The sequence below is a fragment of the Streptomyces sp. NPDC036813 genome (assembly GCF_055609245.1).
In genome coordinates, this window is the sequence record NZ_JBVJPV010000002.1 from 591,066 (window position 1) to 609,444 (window position 18,379).

Sequence of the window (18,379 nt, forward strand, 5' to 3'; positions counted from 1 at the left end):
CGGGCCTCGCGAGCGGTGACCGTGGCGATTTCAGTCCGCACTCAGTGTCCCTTCCGCCTCGCGCAGCGCGGCGAGGACTTCCCTGTGGACCTTGTCGATCAGGTCGGTGGCGTCCTTGGCGATGCCGGCCCGGTAGTAGTACGACAACACCAGCTCCGCCGCCGACATCTGCAGCTCGCCCTGCAACTGGTAGCGCAGCGTTCGCCCCAGCGGCCTGGCCTGCCATTGGCCCAGGTCGCGGGCGCGCAGGCCGCGCTTCCTCGGGTGCTGGTTGAACAGCACGGTCGACAGGGGGAAACGGTCGGAGCCGGTGAGCCCGAGCTCCTCGACGCGCTGGTCGAACTCCCATGCGCTCGCCGCGGTGCCGGCGTCCAACTGCCGCGCGAATTCCTGGGCGTTGTCGCGCAGTGAGGGCGAGCCGGTGCCGCGGACGACGAGCTGGCTGGTGAACATTCCGGCGGTCGCGGTGGGCACTCCGGAACGCACCTGCACCGGAACCACGATCGAGAGCGGCTTCAGCTCGAACGCTCTGGAGGCGGCCAGGTCGAACGCGGCCAGCACGATCGAGAAGACCGAGACGCCCGTGGCCGCCGCGAGGCGGTGGGCGGCCCGCGAGCCCACCACGCCGAACGGCCGCGACAGCAGCTGCCCGGACCGTGCTTCCTCGCCGGTCGTCTCCGGCAGCTCGATCTGTTCGGCGCCGTTCAGGAGCGCGCGCCAGTATGCGGCGTCGGGTGTGGGCCCGGGCGAACGCCGCGTCGTCCGGCAGTAGGCGCGGAAACCCCCGCCGTCCTCGGTCGATGTCTCCAGCGGCCGCCCCGACAGCGTCGAGCGCAGTTCGTCGGCGAGCAGGTCCATGCTCATACCGTCCAGGAACAGGTGGTGGCCTACCAGCAGGACCGATGTGCCGCTGGTGCCGGGGACCATGACCGCCCGCATCGGGGGAGCGGCTGTGGGGTCGATCAGCCGAGACACAGCCTCGACCCGCGCCTCCTGGACGAGCGCCCGGTGCCGGACGTCGTCGGCCCCCGCCCCTGAGCTCTCGTGCACGGTGACCGGACAGCACACCTCGGCGGCCTCGGCGTAGAGCTGGTGGGACCAGTCCGCGCTCAGCGAGAGCCGCAGCGCGTCGTGCCGCGCGACCAGCACATCGACCGCCGCTCGCAGCTCTTCCGGGGTGACCGTCCGGTCGAGCCGTACCTCACGGGAGAGGTTGCACCAGTCGGCGTTCCCGTCCGTCATGCAGATCGCCATGTAGGCCACCTGACGGGTCGACAGCGGAACGTTGCGGGTGCCGTCGGCGGGTTCCCGCCGGGCTCCGTGGCCCACGGTTGCGGGCGGCGCCGGCGTGGCACCCGTGCGCTCGATCAGCCGCGCCAGCGAGGCCGCGTCGCGGTGGCAGAAGCAGTCCCTGACCGACAGGCTCAGGCCGAAGCGCCGGTTGACCTCCAGGGCGAACCCCATCATGTCCAGGGAGGAGACACCGGCGTCGACGAACGGCGTCGAGGCCGTCACCGTCCCGTCGAGCCCCAGCAGCCCGAGCAGGACGTCGGTGACGGAGGCGTCCTGGGCCGTCGGCACGGGGCCGTCGGCCGGCGTGTCGTCGATGGACGCGCCCAGAGCGAGCCGGTCGACCTTTCCGCTGCGCAGCAGCGGCAGTTCCCGGCGCAGGTGGACCACGGGCACGGGCAGACCGAGGCGCTTGGCCACCTCGCGGACGCGATGGCGCAGCGATTGACGCTCCTGCCGCGCCTGCTCCGCACCGGCGACGAAGGCGTGCGGTCCGTGCCGGTCGATCACCACGCACTGGGTCACGTCGGCCAGATCCTCGACCTGGTCCACGAACCGGTGGTAGGAGACGCGCTTGCCGGACACCTTGAGGTCGTTCCCACTGCGGCCGACGATGACCAACTCACCGTGTTCCGTGCGGAATCCGATGTCGCCGGTCCGCAGCACGGGCGGCATGGGGTCGACGTGGAAAGTCCCCGGAGCGGTGTCGGGTTGCTGGGCGAGGATGCCCCGGGCCGGTGCCGCGGAGGAGATGAGCACCTCACCGCGTCCCTCCGCGTCGGGCCGGTCGATCGTCACCGACACCGTCGGCCGGGGCAGCCCGACGGGCACTCCGGGCGCCTCGTCGGCGTCGGCCGCCCGCACGTCACGCTTGTAGAGCTGTGCCAGCGTGCCCTCGGTCATCCCGTACAGGTTCACGAACTCGGCGCGCGGGGCGATCCTCCGCCACTGCTCGACCAGCCGCGCCGGGAGCACCTCGCCCGCGAAGAACGCCAGCCGCAGATCGTCCAGGCTCGCCTGCCGGGCGTGCAGCACGTCCGCCACACGGCGGGCGAGGGACGGGACCAGAAAGACCGTCGTCGGCCTGCTCCGCAGGAGATGCCCGCCGAGCGCCTCCAGATCGAGCTGGGCGTCGACCTCGGGCAGACACAGCGTGCCGCCGGCGGTCAGCACGCCCAGCAGCTCACGCAGGGACGGGTCGAAGTTGGCGCGTGTCACGGCCGCGCAGACGTCCGTGGCGCCGAACCGGAACTCCTCGGTGAACCAGGACAAGAAGGCGTGCAGTCCGCTGCGGCTGCCCACGATCGCCTTCGGAGCACCCGTTGATCCCGACGTGGGGATGAGATAGCCGGCGTCGGGGTCCGTGTACCGCCAACTGGTTTTCGGGCCCGGCCCGGGCGCGGTGGTCAGGACGGTGCTGCCGGTCGCGGCGTCCAGGACCAGCTCGTGCGGCGTGCCGACGCCCTGCCAGTGCGCCACCGGAGAGACATCGCTGGTGACGATGACCGAGGGCCTCGCGATGCCCTCGACCCACGCGTACTGGTCGGCCGTCAAACCGGCGTCGACGGGCACGGGCACGGCACCGCTGCGCAGGCAGGCCAGCAGCCCCACGACGTAGGCCGGCGACAGCGGGCCGTGGACGAGGACGTTCGTCCGCGCCGCGCCGAGGGCCAGCAGGGTGCGCGCCACCTCGTCGACGGCCGCCGTGAGTTCGGCGTACGACCGCTCGTGGCCGCACCATTCGATGGCTGTGCGCTCGGACGGGGTGAGGTCCGTCAACCGCGCGAGCAGGTCCCCTTCTTCCATGGCGGCGGTCATTCGGCGTGCGCGGTCGGGGGATCCAGCACCAGCCCGGCCAGCTCCCGACGAGCGGTGTCGGCCCCGGCGCCCAGCGCCTCCGCCAGGCTCTCCGTCTCACCCTTGCGCTGGTTCAGCCGGAAGCACGACTTGAACGTGAGGTCGCGCAGCCGGAAGCCGACGATGTTCTTGAGGTAGCCCTCGGTCAGCTTCTCGGGTATCTCACCGAGCGACCAGGTCGAGCCGTCGACGGTCCGCTTCTGCAGCCGGTCGATCAGTTGCTCGACATCCGCGCGGGTCCGTGCCGCGTCGCTGAGTTCGAGCCGCCCCGAGACCTCCACGGCGCAGTACAGCCAGGTGGGGATGCGGCTGCGGGTGCCGAACCACTCGGCGGGCACATAGGTGTCCGGACCGAGCACCGTGATCGTGGCGGGGGGCTGTTCCGCGAACGCCTCCGCCATGTCGTTGGCGCGGGCGACATGTCCCGCGACGAACAGTTCGCCGTCCTGCGCTGTGCGCAGATCGATGGGCAGCGGAGAGGTGTGGACGGTGCCGTCGTGGTACGTCGCGAGGACGCCGAAGGACTTGGCCCGCAGGAAGTCGCACATGATCGGCAGCGAAACGCTGAACTGGTCTTTCGTGTACATCTCAGACGTACTTCCTCGTCTTCGGGTCCAGCAGTTCCAGACCGATGCCCTCACGCGCACCGCGCTGCGGCGGGTGGAACGCGATGGCGTTCAGGGCACCGGCGAGCAGCGTGTAAAAGCCCGTACGGGCGAACGTGGCGCCGCCGGCGGCCCGCAGCAGCCGGCCGCCGATGTCGCCCAGGTCGTCCTCGACCAGGTCGCGCGCCCGGACCGCCAGGTTGAGCTGCTCACCCACAGGTCTGCCGTCGTCGACGGCACGCGCCGCGTCCAGCACCTCGGCCTCCAGCCGGCGGATCCGCTCCACCGCGGCGGTCCACCGTCCGGAGCCGGCCCGTCGGTTCGTGGCGGTCGCTTCGGCCAGGCAGCAGGCGATGCCCAGGTACGAGGCGCTGATCAGCAGCTGGAACCAGAGGTAGCAGTCGGCGGCGAAGCGGCGGCCGACTTCCCCGCGGAGCGGGAAGATCCTGTCGTGCGGCACACGCACGTCGGACAGGCGCACGGCATGGCTCTCGGCGGAGAGGAACACCGGACTCTGCCAGAAGGCCTCGCGCTCCACCCCCGCGGCGTCGGCCGGTACGAAGGCCTGCGCATATCCCTCCGGGGTTCCGTCCGGCGCTCGCAGTTCCACCATCAGCGACAGCGTGTCCATGCTTCTGGACAGGCTGCAGGGCCGCTTCAGCCCGGTGACGAGGTAATCCTCCCCGTCGCGTGTCGCCCAGCTGCCCAGTGTGCGCAGATCACGGCCGGGGGTGGACTCCGCGCCGCCCGACGCGATCAGCTTGGCGCCGGCGGCTATGTCCTCGAGGATCGCCCGGGCGTGCGCGTCCCCGGACTCCGCGACGCGGCCGAGTGCGGCGATCTTGTAGTGATGCATGGTCGTCGCGATGGCGGCCGAGGGTGCCATCGAGCCGAGTGCGAGCTGGAAGCGTACGGCCGCCGATGCCGACGCCCCTGTGCCTCCGCATCGCACAGGGACGAGCATGCTTGTGGCGCCGCTGTCCTTCAGGGCGGCGAACGCGGTGCCCGCATCCTGTTCGTACTCCTCGGGCGAGCTGGCCCCGAGCGCCGCGTGCAGGCCGCCGGCCACGGAGTCGAGCCTGGTCGCGGTGTCGGCGACGGGCACGTCCTCGATCACGCTACCGGTCACTGTGACTTCCCCTTGTCGGTGTGCATGAGCCGCTTGACGGCGGCGTAGTCGATCTTTCCGAGCGGAGTTCGCGGGAGTGCCGACGTGATCTCGTACCGCTGCGGCAGCTGGTACGACAGCAGCCGTTCGGCGAGATGCCGCCGGACGGCGCCCAGCTCGAAGTCCTGGTCGGTGACGATCAGTGCGGCGATCCGCTCGGTGGTCTCGGGGTCGGGAATGCCGACCACCGCGCCCTCCCGCACCCCGGGGCACTCGCGGAGCGCGGCCTCGACCTCGAGGGGACCGACCTTGTTCCCGGCGACGTTGATGAAGTTCGACTGCCGGCCGCGCACGAACCAGCCGTCCGGCTCCACTTGTACGAAGTCGCGTGTTCTCAGCCATCCGTCCTCGAACATCTCGGCGGTGGCCCCGGGATCGCGGTAGTAGCCACGGGCCAGGGCCGGACCCCGGACGTAGAGCTCGTACAGGGTCTCGTTCCCCGGGCCGGTCGGTACGGGTTCCAGTCGGAACTCCACGCCGGCGATGGGCTTTCCGATGGAGCCGTCGCCGGCATAGGCCTTGTCGAAGCAGATGACACCGATCTCCGAGAGGCCGTACACCTGCCGCAGGGGAGTCCCGTACCGCTCCAGGAACTGCCGTTGTGTGCTCACCGCGAGGGGAGCGCTGCCTGATATGACCGTCCGCAGCGTGCTCAGCGACGCCGCCGGCACCCCGCGTGCCCCGGTCAGCATCTGGTACATGACCGGCAGCCCGCTCATCAGCGTGACACCGTGCTGCTCGATGGTCCGTGCCAGCCCTCGGGCCGTGAGGTGCCGGCCCCGGGCGAACACCACCGTCGCTCCGGTCAGCAGCGTCGGCAGAGTCAGGACATCTATGCCGTGGCAGTGCGCCAGCGGCAGCGCGCACAGCACCACGTCGGCGGGGGACAAGTCCAGTTCGGCACTCCAGAACCGCACCCGCGCCATGATGGCCGCCTGACTCATGACGATGCCCTTGGGCTCACCCGTCGAACCGGAGGTGCAGTGCACGACGAAGTCGTCGTCCGCGTAGCCGGTGTCCGCTTCCGGGCGCTGCTGCCGGGCGGCGTCACCGGTCGGACGCAGCTCGAAGGCACCCGGCACGGGTCCGGACTGCCGGTCGACGGCCAGCCAGGCCAGGTCGTACTTCACCGCGCTGCGCTCCAACTCCCCTGCGGAGAGTGCGCTGTCCAGCAGGACCGTGACGATGCCGAGCTTCGCGGCGGCGAGGTAGACCGAGACGAAGGTGAAGGGATCGTCGGCCGCGAGCCCCAGCACCTCACCGTCGCCGAGCCGCGCTGTCAGCTGCTCGGCCGCGGCGTCGACGGCCTCGAGCAGCGTGGCGTACGACGATGCGGCTCCGTCGTAACCGATCACCGCCGGTGCGCTCGGTGCGGCGAGGGCGACGGTGCGGAATCCGGCGTACAGGCCGGCCGGACAGTCCGCATCCTCCGACTCGTTCGGATGTGTGCTCGTGAGAGCCCGCTTCGGCACGGCGAACTTCTTCCATGGTCGGGGCACGCCGATGCGCGCATGCTGAGGTCTGAGGAAGTGGTGAGCTGCCGGAGTCCGGAGAACGCGAAGCGGCAGCAGGGGACGGCCACGGCTGCCGGGCCGGCGTCATCGTGGCGAAAGCGCGCGGGCGCCGTCGGAGCCCGGCCTAGTGGCTGGTCCACCCCCGGTGAGGAACCAGCCGCGCGGTTTCGGACGAAGCGCCACCCCCGTGAAGCATCATGCGATCGAAGGTATAGGTAAGCAGGGTGATCGGCAAGGACAATCTGTCAACGGTCCTTTTCGGCCAGGAAGTCCAGCATGCGGACAGGTTCTTGCGTCGGCTCGACCGCCCCGCTCATGATCCTGAAGTGCATAGTTATGCCTTATCGGGCCGTAACTCGATGCTCACTGCCGCAACGGGGAGACTGCATGTCCAAGAGCGCCGCAGACCACGGCGATCCACCGTCCACCACCCTCCACATCCACCGGCCGGCGGCACGTCCGCACTGCTGAGGCCGCGGGACGTTCGTCCTTCCTCGTATCGACCCCCCGCAGTGCCGTTTCCGGCGGAGCCGCAATCGCCGGATGATGTGCTCTTTGCACAGGGCCCACTTCCTGTCGGCCCTGTCCGACCCACCCTGTATCGACCGCTTGTTGCGGTCCTCCTCGACGGTCTCGGACCGGTGTGAGAAGCCCAGGGTCCACCCTTCACCCGTCGCACCCCCGTGCGCCCCACTGCGCACGCTGACCTGTCCGTTTCCCCGTGACCGATGCCGGCCGGGCACCGTGTCGGCTTGACGGCCACGTCTCACAGATCGTCTCGGCTCCGCAGCAATCCCTGGAGCACGGGCGTTCCGTTCCCCTTGCGGCAACAGCGCGCTTTTCCACGCTGTACCACGTCGGTGCCGGCGGTCTCTCCTTCCTGTCCGGAAGAGAGCAGCTCACCGCCCTTCGACCAGCCCAGACAACGCAGAAGAGAATGGGAGTGCCATGTCCCGCGTATCTACCGGACCGAGCAACGAGCCGACCACCGCGCACGCGCTGCTGAAGCGCCTGCGCGAACACGGAGTTGACAAGGTGTTCGGCGTGGTGGGCCGCGAAGCCGCCTCCATCCTGTTCGACGAGGCGGAGGGGGTGGAATTCATCCTGACGCGGCACGAGTTCACGGCCGGCGTCGCCGCCGACGTGCTCGCCCGCATCACCGGCCGCCCCCAGGCCTGCTGGGCGACTCTCGGACCGGGCATGACGAACCTGTCCACCGGCATAGCCACGTCGATGCTCGACCGCTCTCCGGTCATCGCCCTGGCGGCCCAGTCCGAGTCGCACGACATCTTCCCCAACGACACCCACCAGTGCCTGGACTCCGTGTCCATCATCAAGCCGATGGCGAAGTACGCCGTCGAGCTCCAGCGCCCCCGGGACATCACGGACCTGGTCGACTCGGCGGTCTCCGCCGCCATGACCGAACCGGTCGGTCCGTCCTTCATCTCCCTGCCGGTCGACCTCCTCGGCTCTTCGGACGGTATCGACCTGGAGCAGCCCGTACCGCCCGCGTCGACCCCGTCCAAGCCCGTCGGCGCCGTGGCCGAGGGCTGGCAGCAGCGGGCGGACGAGGCGGCCCAGCTGCTGCGTTCGGCCGAGCACCCGGTGCTGGTCGTGGGCGCCGCCGCGATCAGGTCCGGTGCCGTTCATGCCATCCGCATGCTCGCGGAGCGGCTCAACATCCCCGTCATCACGACGTACATCGCCAAGGGTGTGCTGCCGCAGGACCACGAACTCAACTACGGTGCCGTCACCGGGTACATGGACGGCATCCTGGACTTCCCGGCCCTGCAGACCCTGTTCGCCCCGGCGGACGTCATCCTCACCCTCGGCTACGACTACGCCGAGGACCTGCGGCCCTCCATGTGGCAGCACGGCATCGAGAAGAAGACCGTCCGTGTGTCCCCGACGGCCAACCCGGTCCCGCGGGTCTACCGTCCCACCGTCGACGTCGTCACCGACGTGCTGGCCTTCGTCGAGTACCTCGACGCGGCGACCTCCGACGCCCCGGCGAAGGACCGCCACGACGTCACCCAGCTGCGGCAGCGCGTCGCCGAGTTCCTCTCGGACCCGAAGAGCTACGACGACGGCATGCGAGTCCACCAGGTCATCGACTCCATGAACACCGTCATGGCCGAAACGGCCCGCCCCGGCGAGGGCACGATCGTCTCCGACATCGGCTTCTTCCGCCACTACGGCGTGCTGTTCGCCCGTGCCGACCAGCCCTTCGGCTTCCTGACCTCGGCCGGCTGCTCCAGTTTCGGCTACGGCATCCCCGCGGCGATCGGGGCGCAGATGGCCCGTCCGGACCAGCCGACCTTCCTCATCGCCGGCGACGGCGGGTTCCACTCCAACAGCTCCGACCTGGAGACCATCGCCCGCCTCGGCCTGCCGATCGTCACCGTGGTCGTCAACAACGACACCAACGGCCTGATCGAGCTTTACCAGAACATGGGGCACCACCGCAGCCACGACCCGGCGGTGAAGTTCACCGGTGTGGACTTCGTCGCTCTCGCCGAGGCCAACGGGGTCGAGGCCGTCAAGGCGAGCTCGCGCGAGGAACTGCTCTCCGCCCTCCGCAAGGGCGTCGAGCTGGGACGCCCGTACCTCATCGAGGTCCCGATCAACTACGACTTCCAGCCCGGCGGCTTCGGAGCTCTCAGCATCTGATGACGACCTTCGGCATTCTCCCGCCGGCCTTCGGTTTCCTGGCCGCCGCCCGTCGCGGCGGCGGCCGGGAGCCCAGGGGCGCAGTCGCGACCCGTGGCCTCGGCGCGGACTTCAGTCAGAACCTGTCGGCCCAGGAGTTCTCGGCGAGCGTGATCCACGGCGCGGACGTGGACCCGGCACGTGCCTGGGCGTGCGACGGCGACGTCGCCATCGTGGTGGCGGGGGAGTTCTACAACCGGGAGGACCTGTACTCGGTACTCCCCGCTGACGCCGTACACGAGGACGACGCCCGGCTGCTCCTGGCCCTCTTCGAACGCTACGGCCTGCATGCGTTCCGCCTCGTCAACGGACGGTTCGCAGCGGTGGTAGCGGCCGGCCCCCGCCTCTATGCGGCCACGGACCACGCCGGTTCCGTGCCCCTGTACATCCGTCCCGCACCCGGCGACATCCGCGTCGCCACCGAGGCCAAGGCCCTGGTCTCCGTGCAGGCCCCGCAGGGCACGCCCCTGTCCGGTGCACGCCGTGTGCCGGGTCTGCGCGGTGTCCACCAGGTGCCGGCCGGAGCGGTGCTGGAGCTGACCGTGGCCACGGGCGGGGGTGAGGTCCACCGGACCTGGGCACCCCCTCTTGCCCGGAGGATCCTGCCCGAGGACGAAGCCGTCCAGGCGGTGCGGGCGGCGCTGGAGCGGGCCGTCCGGCGCCGGCTCCCGGTGTCCGGCGAGCCCCTCGTCGTCCTCTCCGGCGGAATCGACTCCTCCTCGGTGGCCGCCCTCGCCTCCCTCGCCGGACCGATCGACTCGGTGTCCATGGGCACCGATCTCTCGGACGAGTTCCCGGAGGCCAGGCTGGTGGCCGAACACCTGGCCGCCCGCCACGCGGAACAGAGCATTCCGATGGACGAGCTACTGGGGCAGCTCCCGCACGCCGTCTGGGCCGCGGAGACGACCGACGCGGAGGTCATCGAATATCTCCTGCCCCTCACCTCCCTGTACCGCAGGCTGGACGGCCCGGCGAGACGGATCCTCACCGGATACGGCGCCGACATCCCCCTGGCCGGCATGCACCGCGAGGACCGGCTGCCCAACCTGGACAGCGCCGTGGCGTACGACATGGCCACCTTCGACGGGCTCAACGAAATGTCACCCGTGCTCGCCGCGATCAGCGGGCACTGGACCAGCCACCCCTACTGGGACCGGGACGTCCTCGACCTCCTCGTCGCGCTCGAAGCCGGGCTGAAACGCCGGTACGGACGGGACAAATGGATCCTCAGAGCGGCCATGACGGACCTGCTGCCGGAAGAGACCCTGTTCCGGCCCAAGCTCGGCGTGCACGAGGGCTCCGGCGTGTCCACCGCCTTCTCCCGCCTGCTCGCGGACCACGGCGTGCCCGAGAACGGCATCCCGGCGGTCAAGACCCTCGTCGTCCGTGAGCTGTTCGACCGGACCGTGGCGGCGGGCGAGCACCCGGACGGCGTCCCGGTCGAGGACGTCGTGGCCACCGTCCTGCACCGGCAGCGACAAGGCGCGGCATGAGGAGCTCAGGCAGCCCTGACCCACGTCACCACCGAGCCCAGGAAGGGGCCTGAACCAGTGGAACGCATCGACTCGCACATATCACCGCGCTACGCGCAGGTTCCCACGTTCATGCGGCTCCCCCTCGACACCCGCCCGGAGAACAAGGACGTCGTCGTCATCGGCGCACCGTACGACGGGGGCGCGAGCTACCGTCCCGGGGCCCGCTTCGGGCCGCGCGCCATCCGCAACGAATCGGGACTGATCCACGGCGTCGGCATCGACCGGGGACCGGGGACCTTCGACCTCATCTCCTGCGTCGACGGCGGCGACATCGACCTGACCCCGTTCAACATGCAGATCGCGATGGAGACCGCGCAGAACCACCTCGCGTACCTCCTCGAGAAGAACGGCGCGTTCCTCATGCTCGGCGGGGACCACTCGCTCACCCTGGCCGGCCTGCGCGCCGTCGCCGGGCGGCACGGGCCGGTGGCGGTGGTCCACCTGGACGCGCACTCCGACACCAACCCCGCCTTCTACGGGGGCGAATACCACCACGGCACGCCCTTCCGGCACGGCATCGAGGAAAAGCTCATCGATGCCGAGGCGATGGTGCAGATCGGCATCCGGGGCCACAACCCGCGGCCGGACTCGCTGGACTACCCGCGCAGCCACGGCGTGCGCATCGTCACCGCCGACGAGTTCGCCGAACTGGGCGTGCGGGGCACCGCCGGCCTCATCAGGGACCGGATCGGGCGGCGTCCGGTCTACGTCTCGGTGGACATCGACGTCGTCGACCCCGCCTTCGCGCCCGGCACCGGGACACCCGCACCGGGCGGCCTGAGCTCCCGTGAGGTCCTCGCGCTCCTGAGGTGCGTCGGGGATCTCATGCCCGTGGGCTTCGACGTCATGGAGGTCTCACCGCTCTACGACCACTCCGGTATCACCTCCGTGCTCGCCACGGAGATCGGTGCGGAACTCCTCTACCAGTACGCGCGCGCCCACCACACTGCCAACAGCCCGACGAACCAGGAGAATCAGGAGACCACTCCATGACGTCACCCGTGCTCGACTGCAGCCCGTACCGGGACCGGCTCCTCGAACTTGCGGCCGAACTCCCGCGCGTTCCGAGACAGGATCTGTACGCGTTCCTCGACGCCGCGAAGCAGCTCACATCCCGGCTGCCGGAGGAACTCGTCACGGCCTTGGACGAGTTCGACGCCGACGGCAACCAGCACGGCTACCTCCTGCTGCGGGGCCTGCCGGTGGAGCCCGACGACGCGCTGCCCCCGACGCCGACGTCCACCCCCGCACCGGTCGACCGTCCCCTGCTCACCATGGAGGCGATGCTCGCCCTGGTCGGTCGTGAGCTGGGGCTGCACACCGGGTACGCGGAGCTGCGCGCCGGCAGTGTCTACCACGACATCTATCCGTCGCCGGGTGCGCACCACCTGTCGTCGGAAACCTCGGAGACACTGCTCGAGTTCCACACCGAGATGGCCTACCACGTACTGCAGCCGAACTACGTGCTGCTCGCCTGCTCCCGCGCGGACCACGAGCGCAAGGCGGCCACCCTGGTGGCCTCCGTGCGCAACGCGCTCCCGCTGCTCGACGACGCGTCGAGGGAGAGCCTGTACGGGGTCAAGCTGCCGTGCTGCGTCGACGTCGCCTTCCGTGGGGGCGTCGCGGATCCGGGCGCGATAGCCAACGTCGCGGCGCTGTACGGCGACCGTGACGATCCCCTGCTCGGCTACGACCGTGAGCTGCACGCACCGGACCGGCCGGAGGACCAGAAGGCGTTCGCCGCTCTGTCCAAGGCACTGGACGAGGTGACGGAAGCGGTCTACCTCACCCCCGGTGACCTGCTGATCGTGGACAACTTCCGCACCACGCACGCGCGTACTCCGTTCAGCCCGCGCTGGGACGGCAAGGACCGCTGGCTGCACCGGGTCTACATCCGCACCGACCGCAACGGACAGCTGTCGGGTGGCGAACGCGCCGGTGACGTCGTCGAGTTCAGCCCGCGCCGCTAGGGTGGCCCGGCCGGGTGGCCCCATCGGAGCAACCGGTGGGGCCCTCGGGGCGGGCCGTGACCGGAACCAGAGCAGAGAGAAACGGGAAACACATGTCTGCAGATGTCGTATATCCACAGCTCACCCCCTCCGGCATGGGCGCCGTCCTCCCGACCGAGCTCGGTACGTCCGTCGAGGACCTGGCGCGGCTGACCAAGCAGGCCGCACTGCACAGCGGTTGTGCGCTGGTTCGCGGCCTGACCCTGGACGAGGACGCGTTCAAATTGCTGGTGCGTTCGCTCGGCGACACCGTCGACCACAAATTCGGCGAGGGACAGTCCGATCTGCTCAAGCTCAACGCCTCCCGCGAGGAAGGAAAGGTCGTCACCGGACGCGGCCCGCTGCCCATCCACACGGACGGACTTCTGGTGGGCGAAAGGGTCGACCTGATCATTCTCTATGCGGCCGAGTTCTCCGACGTTCCCGGCTCCGGTGAGACCTATGTGAGCGACCAGCTGACCGCCTGGGCGGAAATGCCCGAGCATCTGCGGCGGGTGCTGGACGAATACGAGATCGAGTACCTGGTCAAGGAGCGCGGATACTTTCCCACGGTCCCGGAGGACTGGTACACGATTCCGGCGACGAGGGACTACGGCCGCGTCAAGTCCCTGAACATCGCGACCGCCTTTCCCGAGAATGTCACCAACCGTTCATGGGAAGTCCGCGTAAAGGGCATGGACCGTGAGAAGTCCGACCGGTTCTTCGACGAACTGGACGCGTTCTTGCGCTCGGAGCGGTACGCATATACGCACCGTTGGGAAGTGGGCGACCTCCTGATCATCGACAACCAGCGGACGCTGCACGGCCGTACCGCCATCAGCGCCGGCGGCACCCGGGTGCTGTTCCGGGGCCAGCTGACGCTGTCCGACGCCGCCTGACGCACCGCTGGCCGGGTGCGGACCTGGTACCGAGTGGCCAGCCGAGAAGCGTGCGTAAGGCCGGGGCCGGCGGCGAGACTGCGTAGGGACTACGGACGCGTGAGAAGAGGTGTGGGCGCATGGGACGTCAAGGTGATGTCACGGCAGGGGTACTCGCGATCGTGGAGAGCGGACTCCATCACTTCGGCGCCGTGCCCTTCGAAGCCGCCCGTGCGCTCGGCCTGGAGGTCGTGTTCCTGACCAGGACCATGAGCCTGTACGAGCAGGCTCCCGCGGTCGTCGCCGCCGTGCGGAACTGCCGTGCGACGGTGGTGACGGACACCTCCGACGCGGACCGGGTCGTGACCGAGCTGCGCCGTCTGCGGGAGACGCTGGACCTGCGCGGTGTGTACTCGTCGACGGACTACAGCGTGCCGGCGGCCGCCCAGGCGGCCCGCGCGCTGGGGCTGCCCGGGCTCGACCCCGAGGCGGCCCTGAACGCCCGCAACAAGCGGCGCACCCGGGAGCTGTGTGCCAAGGCGGGCGTTCCCGTCCCCCGGTGGACCGCAGCCCTGACCGAGGAGCAGGCTCTCGACGCCGCGGAGGAGTTCGGCTGGCCCTGTGTGGTGAAGCCGATGACCGAGGCCGGCAGTCTCGGCGTGCGGCTGTGCCGTGACGAGGCCGACCTGCTGGCGGCCTATCGCGCCATCGCGACGGTGCCGACGGACTACCGTGGCCAGCCGCGTGAGCCCGGCGCCCTGGTGGAGGAGTATCTCGTCGGACCGGAGGTGAGCGTGGAATCGCTCACCTGGGGCGGTGAGACGGTTCTGCTCGGCGTGACGGACAAGATGCTGGGGCCGCACCCGTACTTCGTCGAGCTGGGCGAGACCTTCCCCTCGCAGCTGCCGCCGACGCTGACCCAGGAGTGCGCCGAGGTGGCACTGGCCGCACTAGCGGCGGTGGGTCACGACTTCGGCGCGGCCCATGTCGAGGTCAAGATCACCGAGGACGGCCCCCGGCTCATCGAGGTCAACGCCCGTATGGGCGGCGCCCAGATCACGCGGCTGATACGGGAGAGCACCGGGCTGGACATGCCGCGCGAGGTGATCCGGATGCACACCGGTGCCGTGCCCGACCTGTCGTTCCGCACCACCGGGGCGGCGGTCTCGCGTTATGTGACGACGACCATGGCCGGACGGGTCAGGGCGGTCCACGGGCTCGACCTGGTCCGGCGGATCCCCGGAGTCGTCGACGCCGCCGTCGACGTGGGTGCCGGTGACACCGTGCGGGTGCCCACGGACAACGTCGACGTCGTGGGACACGTCGTCGTACGTGCCCGGACGTCCGGCGAGGCCGTTCGCATGGCCGATGCGGCGCTGGGTCAGATCACTCTGGACGTCGACGCGACGGCCGGCTGAGGACGAGGCCGGCCACGGGGGCCGGACCGGCCTCCGTCACATGTCCAGCCAGCCGCGGGCTGCGGCCTGGGCACCTGCCTGAAAGCGGGAGTCGGCGTTCAACTTGCGCATGACATCGGTCATCATGCGCCGCAGCGTCCGCGAGGAGATGCCGAGCGACCGGGCGATCGCGTCGTCCTTGAGTCCCTGGCCGAGCATGCGGAGCAGGGACAGTTCACGGCTGTCCAGGTCCTCGTCCGCGTCCTCCACGTCCTGACCGCTGGTCAGCGGAGCGGACGCGCCATGGATCCAGCAGAACTCGAAGACCGACCGGAAGAGCTCGATCAGGCTGCGGTCACGGATCTCCAGCGCCGTCATGTCGCCGGAGCCGGCCCCCGCGTCCGTGTCGGCGGCGCCCGCCGGAGCGTAAGCGACGACACGATCGACCACGATCAACCGGAAGGGCAGCACCGACGCCAGCCTCACCTCGGCACCCGCCTCCTGGAGCTCCTCCAGATGAGCGCGGCCGTGCGGGACCTTGAGCATCGCGCTGAGGTGGATCGACCGCATCGTGACACCGCGATCGAGAACCTCACGGTTGCGTTTCATGCTGTCCTTGAGCATGGCCGGCGGCAGCGGCGAACCCGGATGCATGCTCAGCACCTCTCGCCGGGCCCGGGTGGCGATCCCCTCGAGCGCGGCCGAGATCTCCCGGCCACCGACCAGCTTGGACGTGTGGGGAAGCCCTCCCCCCGTGGCCTGGAGCCGCATCAACGACTCACTGAGCACCGAGAGGGTCGCGCCCGTCCTCTCCAGTTCCCCGAGGCGCGCCTGGGCCGCCTCCTCCTGCAGGGAGACCATCCGGGCGAGGATCGCGTCGGGCGCGAGCGTCAGTACCTCGGCCTGCCCCTCCAGCTCCCGCACCAGCCCGACGTCCCGGAGCTGTTCGAGGGCGCTCGCCAGTTCGCCCGGGGACATGCCGAGCATCTCTCTCGCCTCGGTCAGGGCGACGGACGGATCAGTGATGAGCAGCCGCAGCAGACGGTGGGACTGGTCGGTCAGCGGGCGGTACACGATTCGACTCCCCAGTGTCGATGATCATGCAAGCTATCGCATATTCAATCAGCGGTTCGCACTGGGGGGTAGGTGAGCGGGCACAGCGGAGCGGGCCGTCGCTCGCGGCGACGGCCCGCTCCGTGGGGCGACGAGGTGGTCGGCTCAGCCCCAGGCGAGGTCGTCCTGAGTGACGACTCCGAGCGCACCGGCCCGCGTCTCGCCGGCCGGCTGTCCGGTGGTGCCGATCAGCACCGCGAGCGCGGCGGCGACTCCGGCCACCATCACCGCGAGACAAGTCCTCCTGGCTCCAGTGCTCCATGCGTGCATGGTGTTCCCCTCGTTTATTCACTACCTATGTGTGCGGCTCCCGGTCGGATCCGATACTGACGTCACGCCGGCGTTCAGAAAAGGCGAATCGGCGTCCAGGAGGGGACATGGCACATGGCGGCCATGTGAAGCACGATGCCGAATTGCCGAGCAGCGGCCTTGTCCGGCGAAGGAATTGGATAAGCCTCGCGCATTCAGGGTCACTTGTACATGCCCAGCCGGTGTTCGCGAGAAATCTCAAATGCTGGACGCGGTGTCATGGTGCGTCAGGCAAAAGCCACTTCACAGTCTTCCCTGTCCGGCGCCGGACACGTCATGTCGCGGCCATCGAGGGCGGTGGACACCCCTGGGCCGAGCCCTTGATGATCGGAACAGCCGTCGGCAGAGAGGCCGCGCCTCCGAAGGCCTCCGCATCACACCCCCAAAACGCGGCCTGCAACGGCCGGAACATCCCGTACACAAAGGAACCAACAGTGACTGACAAGTTGTGGGGCGGTCGGTTCGACGAGGACATCACCACCGATGTGCTCGACTACACGCTCACCACGGACGTCGACGTGCGCCTCGTCTTCGCGGACCTGTGGCAGGACATCGCGCACGTGCTGATGCTCGGCCACCGGGGCATCATCCCGGCCGACAACGCCCGGGCGATCCTCGGTTCGCTGCTCAAGCTGTGGGAACGGCACGAGCGCGGCGAGCTGACCCTGCGCCCCGAGCTCGAGGACGTCCACTTCAACATCGAGCAGATGGTCATCGAGGACCTCGGCCGCGAGGTCGGCGGTCACATGCACACCGCCCGGTCCCGCAACGACCAGGTCTCCACGGACGCCCGCATGTATCTGCGCCGCGTCCAGCTGGACGCCGTCGCCGCGAACCTCGCGCTCGTCGACGAGCTGCTCTCCTTCCCGGAGGACGACCTGCTGGCGATCCTGCCGGGCTACACCCACAGCCAGGCCGCCCAGCCGGTGTCCGTAGGCTTCTGGAAGAGCGCGCACGCCAGCATGCTGCTGCGCGACGTGCGCCGGCTCCGCGGCGCCTTCGACCGCACGGACGAGTCGGCGCTGGGCGCCTGCGCACTGGCCGGCACCTCCTTCCCGCTCGACCGCGAACTCACCGCCCGGCTGCTCGGGTTCAGCGGCGTGCTGAGCCACGCACTGGACGCCACCAGCGCCCGCGACTACCTCATCGAGAGCGCGGCCGCCTTCGCGATCGGCGGCAACAACCTGTCCCGCATGGCTGAGGAGGTCGTGCTGTGGAGCGGGCACGAGTACAGCCTCGTCGAGGTCTCGGACGCGTACGCCACGGGCAGCTCGATCATGCCGCAGAAGAAGAACCCGGTCGTCGCGGAGCTGACCCGCGGCCGGGCCGGCCGCACCACGGGCACCCTGGTCCAGCTCCTCACCATGGCCAAGGGCGTGACCCTCGGCTACAGCTGTGATCTCCAGGACGACAAGCCCTACCTGTGGAACGCCATCGACACCTATCTGTCCACGCTGCGCATCGTCGCCGGCCAGACCAAGGGGCTGCGGTTCAACACCCAGCGCGGCGAGGACCTGTGCTGGGACAACTTCTCCACGGCGACCGAGCTGGCCAACTACCTGGTCTCCGACCACGGCCTGCCGTTCCGGGAGGCACACCACGTCACGGGCTCGCTCGTCGGCGCGCTGCTCAAGCGCGGTGCGACGCTGCGCGACACCGCGGCGAGCGCCCAGATCCTCACCGAACTCGGCCACCCCGTCGAGGAGTCGGTGCTCGCCCGCATCTTCGCCCCGCGCACCGCGGTCGCCAGCTACACCAGCCCCGGTGGCACCTCTCCGCAGAGCGTCGAGGCCGTCCGCGCCGAGCTGCGGCAGGCGGTCGAACGCCACGCGGCGTGGCTCGAGTCCACCCGGCAGAAGCTCGACACCGCGCACGCGGCCACCCTCCGCGCGGCTCGCGAAATCGCCGACGGGGCCGACTTCGGCAAGGTGCTCGACACCGTCTCAGCCGACCTGCCCGCCCTGGAGCAGCGCTGACCCCGGCGGGGTCGCCCGTTCCCGACACCACATCCCGGAG

12 protein-coding genes are annotated in these 18,379 nt (G+C 69.8%); 7 read left to right on the forward strand and 5 right to left on the reverse strand.

Annotated features, from left to right (window positions below; all coding sequences use genetic code 11):
* Positions 1-30: 30 nt before the first annotated feature.
* The 4 genes from ACZ67Q_RS06705 to ACZ67Q_RS06720 are packed head-to-tail and all read right to left on the reverse strand — an operon-like array spanning position 31 to position 6,392.
* On the reverse strand, positions 31-3,096 hold the full coding sequence (locus ACZ67Q_RS06705; protein ID WP_471177290.1) for an AMP-binding protein: 3,066 nt from the start codon (positions 3,094-3,096) through the stop codon (positions 31-33).
* Positions 3,097-3,104: 8 nt separating this feature from the next.
* Positions 3,105-3,734, reverse strand: coding sequence for an FMN-binding negative transcriptional regulator (locus ACZ67Q_RS06710; protein ID WP_471177293.1), 630 nt, complete (start codon positions 3,732-3,734; stop codon positions 3,105-3,107).
* A 1-nt stretch (position 3,735) separates the two neighbouring features.
* Entirely contained in the window at positions 3,736-4,881 is a 1,146-nt protein-coding gene (locus ACZ67Q_RS06715) for a hypothetical protein (RefSeq protein ID WP_471177295.1), read from the reverse strand.
* Positions 4,878-6,392 (reverse strand): class I adenylate-forming enzyme family protein, encoded by a 1,515-nt coding sequence (locus ACZ67Q_RS06720; RefSeq protein ID WP_471177298.1) that lies wholly within the window; start codon positions 6,390-6,392, stop codon positions 4,878-4,880. The genes ACZ67Q_RS06715 and ACZ67Q_RS06720 overlap by 4 nt, the downstream gene beginning before the upstream one ends.
* 990 nt (positions 6,393-7,382) lie before the next feature.
* Between ACZ67Q_RS06720 and ACZ67Q_RS06725 the strand changes: the two genes are divergently transcribed.
* From ACZ67Q_RS06725 to ACZ67Q_RS06750, 6 genes are all read left to right on the forward strand, one after another.
* Positions 7,383-9,104: a thiamine pyrophosphate-binding protein gene (locus tag ACZ67Q_RS06725; protein ID WP_471177300.1), complete on the forward strand. Its 1,722-nt coding sequence runs from the start codon at positions 7,383-7,385 to the stop codon at positions 9,102-9,104.
* Entirely contained in the window at positions 9,104-10,636 is a 1,533-nt protein-coding gene (locus ACZ67Q_RS06730) for an asparagine synthase-related protein (protein ID WP_471177302.1), read from the forward strand. The genes ACZ67Q_RS06725 and ACZ67Q_RS06730 overlap by 1 nt, the downstream gene beginning before the upstream one ends.
* Before the next feature lie 57 nt (positions 10,637-10,693).
* Positions 10,694-11,671 carry an agmatinase gene (gene speB, locus ACZ67Q_RS06735; RefSeq protein WP_471177305.1) on the forward strand — a complete coding sequence of 326 codons (978 nt, stop codon included), beginning with the start codon at positions 10,694-10,696 and terminating at the stop codon, positions 11,669-11,671.
* The gene (gene cs1 / locus ACZ67Q_RS06740; RefSeq protein ID WP_471177307.1) at positions 11,668-12,648 is read left to right on the forward strand and encodes a clavaminate synthase Cs1; all 981 of its coding nucleotides are present in this window, start codon (positions 11,668-11,670) and stop codon (positions 12,646-12,648) included. The genes speB and cs1 overlap by 4 nt, the downstream gene beginning before the upstream one ends.
* A gap of 92 nt (positions 12,649-12,740) precedes the next feature.
* On the forward strand, positions 12,741-13,565 hold the full coding sequence (locus tag ACZ67Q_RS06745; RefSeq protein ID WP_471177310.1) for a TauD/TfdA dioxygenase family protein: 825 nt from the start codon (positions 12,741-12,743) through the stop codon (positions 13,563-13,565).
* 119 nt (positions 13,566-13,684) lie between these two features.
* Positions 13,685-14,962, forward strand: coding sequence for an ATP-grasp domain-containing protein (locus ACZ67Q_RS06750; RefSeq protein WP_471177313.1), 1,278 nt, complete (start codon positions 13,685-13,687; stop codon positions 14,960-14,962).
* 36 nt (positions 14,963-14,998) lie between these two features.
* On the opposite strand, the gene ACZ67Q_RS06755 is transcribed toward ACZ67Q_RS06750, so the two are convergent.
* A complete protein-coding gene (locus tag ACZ67Q_RS06755; RefSeq protein ID WP_471177315.1) occupies positions 14,999-16,015 on the reverse strand; it encodes a helix-turn-helix transcriptional regulator in 1,017 nt (338 codons plus the stop codon).
* 782 nt (positions 16,016-16,797) lie between these two features.
* Here ACZ67Q_RS06755 and argH point away from each other — a divergent pair.
* Positions 16,798-18,339: an argininosuccinate lyase gene (gene argH, locus ACZ67Q_RS06760; protein ID WP_471177318.1), complete on the forward strand. Its 1,542-nt coding sequence runs from the start codon at positions 16,798-16,800 to the stop codon at positions 18,337-18,339.
* Positions 18,340-18,379 lie beyond the last annotated feature (40 nt).

Coding starts and splice junctions, on each gene's coding strand:
- ACZ67Q_RS06710 (WP_471177293.1), bottom strand. CDS start 3,734: ATGTACACGAAAGACCAGTTCAGCGTTTCGCTGCCGATCATGTGCGAC.
- ACZ67Q_RS06750 (WP_471177313.1), top strand. CDS start 13,685: ATGGGACGTCAAGGTGATGTCACGGCAGGGGTACTCGCGATCGTGGAG.
- cs1 (WP_471177307.1), top strand. CDS start 11,668: ATGACGTCACCCGTGCTCGACTGCAGCCCGTACCGGGACCGGCTCCTC.
- ACZ67Q_RS06730 (WP_471177302.1), top strand. CDS start 9,104: ATGACGACCTTCGGCATTCTCCCGCCGGCCTTCGGTTTCCTGGCCGCC.
- ACZ67Q_RS06745 (WP_471177310.1), top strand. CDS start 12,741: ATGTCTGCAGATGTCGTATATCCACAGCTCACCCCCTCCGGCATGGGC.
- ACZ67Q_RS06725 (WP_471177300.1), top strand. CDS start 7,383: ATGTCCCGCGTATCTACCGGACCGAGCAACGAGCCGACCACCGCGCAC.
- ACZ67Q_RS06705 (WP_471177290.1), bottom strand. CDS start 3,096: ATGGAAGAAGGGGACCTGCTCGCGCGGTTGACGGACCTCACCCCGTCC.